Below are 4,272 nucleotides of genomic sequence, written 5' to 3' on the forward strand. Positions count from 1 at the left end.
CGACTAATTAAAAGCTGATGATAACAAGAATTACCATATTGTTTTTAACAACTATATTGTTGGCAAGCTGCGACATATCAGAAAATGAGGCACTTCCAAAAGCTTCTTTTTTAAAAATTTATGACGACAAAAACTTCGAATCATCCTTTATTCCAATAGATGTAAAACAAACAGCAGATGAGGGTTACATCATATTAGGCGCCAGAAGAATTGAAGATTCAGATTTCACAGGAGTTTATCTTTTAAAGACCGACAACAAAGGTGAGTTTGTAGCAGATCTTAGGTTAGAAGGTATGGTTCACCCTGCACCTGGCTTGGTCAAAACAACCGACAATAGGTTCTTTTTCACGGCTATGAATGAAGTAAACCTTCAGGCTAACTTAATCGAAATCTCCTCTAACGATTTGGCTACCACAAACAGCGCGTTAGGTGGCCTTCAATATCCTTTATCTCTTAACTCATCAAATAGTGATGAATTGTTACTGCTTTCTTACGATAATGCATCGAAAAACACAGTTTTATCTACTGTGAACTTTACAGGTGATACTACAAAGTCAGAATCCTTCACTATAGGAGCCGGCTCAGATGTAGAAGCTCCAATAATTAAGCATTTTACGCGTACAGGAAAACAGTTGCCATTTTTCACAGGTCAGGTTGATAACCTCTACTTTTTCAATGGTTTTTATAATTACACCATGTCTATGGTTTTCACAGACCTAAATGGCAGTGGGCCTGATGGGGTTATTCAGGGGCAGCAAGATGATGGCGGAATAAGTGCTGCCATGCCAATAGGCAATTCCAAATTTGCACTGTCGAGATTTAATTTCGGTGATAATTATATCTTACCCAATCAGGATGTGAGTGTACTGGGTGAAACTTCTTCAACTGATATGATTGGTAATCCTTTCCCTGAGTTGGTGCCTGATGCTCCGGTGATTATTAAAACTGTTACAATCAATCAACAAGATATAACGCTTTATGCCAGTAACACGAAAAGCGGTCAGGTTGTGCTTCATGCCTTTAATCAAAACGGAGAACTGTTAGGTAGTAAATATTTTGGTTACGCAGATCCTTACACTGTTGCAAGTTTTACCGAAACAGAAGATGGTGGTCTGGCCATTACCGGAAGTGTAAGTGTGGCAGGTAGGTTTAATCGCATTTTCTTGATTAAAATGTCCAAAGAAGAAGTTGATAACTTGATTTAAACTATTAATCTGTATTTGATCTTTGATAATTTATTAAATTGAAGATCAGATGTTTAAGACCCATTTCATACCGCTTGTTTTCTTAATCCTTTATTCTTCCTCTGTAAGTAGTCAGGATTACGGTGGAGAATGGAAAGGACACTCTACATTTGGTAAAACGCAGTATGATTTTACCATGACGGCCTATCAAGATGGAAAAGTATTGACAGGAACGGCTTCAGTAAATGGCAGCAAAGATTCAGCGAAATATTACTTTAACGGAACCATAGAAAAGGGCCAGGCAAAGCTATCAGCCACAGCATTTATCCATAAAAGCGGGTTACACTGTTTGCCAAAGTTTAAACTTGCTCTATCTGGGAATAAGCTAGAAGGTACTTATGGGTCTAATATAATATGGGGAGGTTGCCTGCCAGGGGTTAAAGGAGATGTTGTACTTACCAGAGTGAGCAATCAGCAAAAACTTGCCGAGCCACCTCCTATTAAGATCAAGCCTCTTTTAGTCGAAGATTTTGAAGGGAGTGAATTGATTAAAGCCTTAAAGACACGAAAATATTATGCCTTAGTCATTGCGATAAATGATTATTCAGACCCAGATATTCCTTCATTGTCAAAACCGATAACAGATGCTTCTATTTTGATAAACACGCTGCAATCGCATTATACTTTTGAAAAAGAAGACATAAGTTTTTTACAGAATCCTTCTCGATCGATGCTTATTGAAGCATTTGACAAACTTTCGCAAGAAATAACCAATCGTGATAATTTACTGATTTTTTATGCCGGTCATGGGATTTGGGATGCAAAGTTAAAGCAGGGTTTTTGGCTGCCTTCAGATGCCAGTATGAGTTCTAAAGCCCAATGGCTGTCAAATGGCACCATAAGAGACTTTGTAAGAGCCATTGATTCAAAACACACATTATTGATTACAGATGCTTGTTTTGGGGGCAGTATTTTGAAGGAAAGAGCTGTTTTTTACAACGGAAAGGCCATGCTGGAGATGTATAAACGCCCCAGTAGGAAGGCCATGACCAGTGGAGCATTTTCAACCGTTCCAGATGAAAGCGTATTCATAAAATACCTGATCAAAAACCTGACGAATAACCAATCTCCCTTAATATCAGCGGAGCAGGTATACGGGGACTTTAAGGTGGCAGTTATAAACAATAGTGAGACTGGCCAGGTGCCTCAATATGGTGCTATAAGCCTCGCTGGCGATGAAGGAGGCGACTTTATCTTTCTGAAAAGAAACCTATCAGAATAGCTCCTTAGCCACACGGTACACAGGATCTGACTTGCCCATTGAATAGTAATGCAAAACAGGCACACCCTTTTCCATAAGTTCTTTTGACTGCTTAATACACCACTCAATACCAACTTCTTTTGCCTGCTTATTATCTGTGCATTTTTCGACAGCATCTGCTAGCTCTTCCGGTATATCGATATGGAAAAACCGTGGTAAGACTGTAATATGTTTTTTAGTGGTGATTGGCTTCAAGCCAGGTATAATCGGAACATTGATGTCCATGGCCCTGCATTTATCTACAAACTCAAAATACTTTGAATTGTCATAAAACATTTGTGTTACGATATATTCTGCCCCCATATCCACTTTCATTTTGATGTACTTCATATCAGTACTCAAATTTGGAGCGGTGTAGTGTTTTTCAGGATAGCCGGCTACACCTATGCAAAAGTTGGTAGCAGTGGCATTTTGCAGGTCTTCATCTAAATATATACCCTTATTCATGTTTACGACCTGTCCCAGTAAGTCAGAAGCGTATTTATGCCCATCAGGTTCTGCGACAAATAAGGCCTCCGTTTTGATTGCATCGCCTTGTAGCAACAAGACGTTTTCAATACCTAGAAAGTCAAGATCAATGAGAGCGTTTTCGGTCTCCTCTTTATTGAAACCGCCACATATGATATGAGGTACAGCATCTACATCATATCTGTTCTTAATAGCCGCACAAATACCAACTGTGCCGGGGCGCTTTCTAATAGATTTACGCTCAAGGAGACCATTTTCACGCTTTTTATACACGTATTCCTCCCTGTGATAGGTAACATCGATAAATGGCGGATTAAACTCCATCAGAGGATCAATGTGGTTAAATAGATTTTCTATGTTTTCCCCTTTGAGAGGTGGAAGAATTTCAAAGCTAAAAAGTGTTTGTTTTGCTTTGTTTATGTGATCAATTACTTTCATAATATGCTTTATCGTACTGATTGATGTCTATTTGTATTCAAGATTAGGAGCCAACCACTTTTCGGCTTCTTCTAAACTCATGCCTTTTCTACTGGCATAATCTTCCACCTGATCTTTAGAAATTTTACCTAGTCCAAAATACTTTGATTCAGGATGCGCAAAATAAAATCCACTTACTGAGGCAGCAGGATACATGGCATAAGACTCTGTAAGTGTAATGCCGGTATTTTTTTCAACTTCGAGTAAGTCAAAGAGTAATTTCTTTTCGGTGTGGTCAGGGCAAGCCGGATAACCCGGAGCCGGTCTTATCCCATCATAAGATTCTTTAATTAGACTTTCGTTGTCAAAACTTTCGTCCTTGGCATAACCCCAAATTTCTTTCCTCACTTTCTCATGCATTAATTCTGCAAAAGCCTCAGCCAATCTGTCTGCCAATGCCTTCACCATGATGGCATTATAATCATCATGAGCTTCCTCATATTTTTTAATCAATGCCTCGATGCCGATGCCAGCTGTCACAGCAAAGCAGCCAGCGTATTCCTTTTCACTCTTAGGAGAAATGAAATCTGCCAAACAAAGGTTTGGCAAGTTTTTACCTTTTTTACCCTGTTGTCTAAGAAAGTGAAATTGTGTTTTAGCCTTTCCATTATCAAAAAATCCTAAATCATCACCTTCATTTTTTGCTTCATAAATGCCTATTACCGCATTGGCTGTCAGTAACTTACTCTTAACAATATCATCAAGCATTTCCTGAGCATCGTCATATAATTTCTTCGCTTCTTTACCTATTATTTGATTTTCAAAGATCGCAGGGTACTTGCCTTTAAGCATCCAGGTTTGAAAAAACGGTGTCCAGTCGAT

4 protein-coding genes are annotated in these 4,272 nt (G+C 38.9%); 2 read left to right on the top strand and 2 right to left on the bottom strand.

What is annotated here, in order from left to right; all coding sequences use genetic code 11:
- Positions 1–17 precede the first annotated feature (17 nt).
- Positions 18–1,205 (top strand): hypothetical protein, encoded by a 1,188-nt coding sequence (locus tag E1176_RS04975; RefSeq protein WP_155209465.1) that lies wholly within the window; start codon positions 18–20, stop codon positions 1,203–1,205.
- A 49-nt stretch (positions 1,206–1,254) separates the two neighbouring features.
- Positions 1,255–2,466: a caspase family protein gene (locus E1176_RS04980; RefSeq protein ID WP_155209466.1), complete on the top strand. Its 1,212-nt coding sequence runs from the start codon at positions 1,255–1,257 to the stop codon at positions 2,464–2,466.
- On the opposite strand, the gene metF is transcribed toward E1176_RS04980, so the two are convergent.
- Positions 2,458–3,411 carry a methylenetetrahydrofolate reductase [NAD(P)H] gene (metF, locus tag E1176_RS04985; RefSeq protein WP_155209467.1) on the bottom strand — a complete coding sequence of 318 codons (954 nt, stop codon included), beginning with the start codon at positions 3,409–3,411 and terminating at the stop codon, positions 2,458–2,460. The genes E1176_RS04980 and metF overlap by 9 nt on opposite strands.
- 27 nt (positions 3,412–3,438) lie before the next feature.
- Positions 3,439–4,272, bottom strand: an 834-nt coding sequence (locus E1176_RS04990) for a vitamin B12 dependent-methionine synthase activation domain-containing protein (RefSeq protein WP_281349520.1), incomplete at its 5' end; no start/stop codon positions are given.

This window comes from Fulvivirga aurantia (assembly GCF_009711475.1).
Taxonomy (GTDB): Bacteria; Bacteroidota; Bacteroidia; order Cytophagales; family Cyclobacteriaceae; genus Fulvivirga; species Fulvivirga aurantia.

Coding starts and splice junctions, on each gene's coding strand:
- E1176_RS04980 (WP_155209466.1), top strand. CDS start 1,255: ATGTTTAAGACCCATTTCATACCGCTTGTTTTCTTAATCCTTTATTCT.
- metF (WP_155209467.1), bottom strand. CDS start 3,411: ATGAAAGTAATTGATCACATAAACAAAGCAAAACAAACACTTTTTAGC.
- E1176_RS04975 (WP_155209465.1), top strand. CDS start 18: ATGATAACAAGAATTACCATATTGTTTTTAACAACTATATTGTTGGCA.